This window comes from Halomonas ramblicola, assembly GCF_030409215.1.
In the GTDB taxonomy this organism is placed as follows: domain Bacteria; phylum Pseudomonadota; class Gammaproteobacteria; order Pseudomonadales; family Halomonadaceae; genus Halomonas; species Halomonas ramblicola.
Map to the genome: position 1 here is coordinate 1 of NZ_JAUFPL010000022.1, position 1,508 is coordinate 1,508.

The window sequence follows — 1,508 nt, forward strand, 5'->3', positions numbered from 1 at the left end:
GACCCGAATGACACTTACTTAAGGCATCACTGATGACGTAACCATTTGATATTAATGAAAACGGACGATGGATTGCGGTATTGTGTAAGTCGCGAAACCACACACAACCCTCAGATCCAACGCCCGTTTTCATGTCATATCCTACTGCTCTGCTTCCCCAGTGCCAACAACGCCGTATCGCGCATCATTCCAGCCGGCAGAATCATACCGAGCTGTGCGCTCAACTGCATGCGATCGTAGCCTCTTCCGAAGGTGATGTGACACTGCCAACTCGTCGCCACCGGCTCTTTCCTCCTGTTGCCACTCTGGAGACCTTCATCGCCCAAGTCCTGGATGCCGATGCCTCCTGCCAGCAAGCTGTCAATCGTGCCATGCTCAACCGGCAGCGCCCGGGGAGTGTCCGCACCGGCGCCTATTGCCGCGCTCGCCAGCGCTTGCCGGGGGCCGTCGTGGCCGACCTGACGCGCTATCTGGGACACACCCTGGCGGAGGAGGTGCCCTCTGCCTGGATCTGGCAGGGCCGGCCAATCAAGCTGATCGACGGCACCACGGTGTCCATGCCGGATACACCCGAGAATCAACGGCGCTTTCCTCAGCAAGACAGCCAGAAGCCTGGCCTCGGGTTTCCGGTCGCGCGCCTGGTCGCCATCATGGACTTAAGCAGTGGAGCGGTTCTCAATGCCGCCATCGGGCCCGTGAAAGGCAAGGGCACGGGAGAACATGCCTTGTTACGGGAGATGCTCGACACCTTTGACGCCGGTGACATCGTCATTGCCGATCGTTACTTCCCCTCCTATGCGCTCATCGCGGAGCTGAAGGCACGCGGTGTCGATGTGGTGATGCGCCAGCACTTCGGACGCAAGACCGACTTTCAGACCGGCAAGACGCTGGGCGACAGGGATCATATCGCCACCTGGCAGAAACCGAAGACGCGGCATACCTGGATGAGCCGGGAGGCCTTTGACGCCTTGCCCGAGACCCTGCCGGTGCGGGAACTGGCCGCAGGCAACAGGGTCATCGTCACGACCCTGTGCTCCTCCAAGCAAGCGCCCCGGCAGCAGATCCAGGCGCTCTACCGGGCTCGCTGGCAGATCGAGCTGAGCTTCCGGGACATCAAGACGACCTTGGGTATGGAGGTGCTGCGCTGTAAGACGCCCGCCATGGTGGAAAAGGAAGTCTGGGTGTATCTGTTGGCCTACAACCTGATCCGTCGCGTGATGGCGCATTCCAGCCAGTGGGCGGACTGCCTGCCCCAGCACGTCAGTTTCAAACATACCGTCCAGCTTTTCCGGCATATAGCGGCACGTTCGCCGCTGACGGAAGACGAGCACCAGAGCATCATGCGGCAAATAACGATGATTCGAGTGGGGCAGAGACCGAATCGGTTAGAGCCGAGGGCCATCAAGCGGCGACCCCGGCCCCAGCGGTTATTACAGATGCCCCGCCATGAAGCACGGGAGCAAATTCGGCAACACGGTCATCCGGAAAAGCTTAAGTAAGTGCCATTC

At 60.0% G+C, this 1,508-nt stretch carries 1 protein-coding gene; it reads left to right on the top strand.

All coding sequences use genetic code 11. The features are described from left to right. Window positions 1–257: 257 nt before the first annotated feature. The gene (locus QWY80_RS08780) at window positions 258–1,499 is read left to right on the top strand and encodes an IS4 family transposase (RefSeq protein ID WP_290230414.1); all 1,242 of its coding nucleotides are present in this window, start codon (window positions 258–260) and stop codon (window positions 1,497–1,499) included. Window positions 1,500–1,508 lie beyond the last annotated feature (9 nt).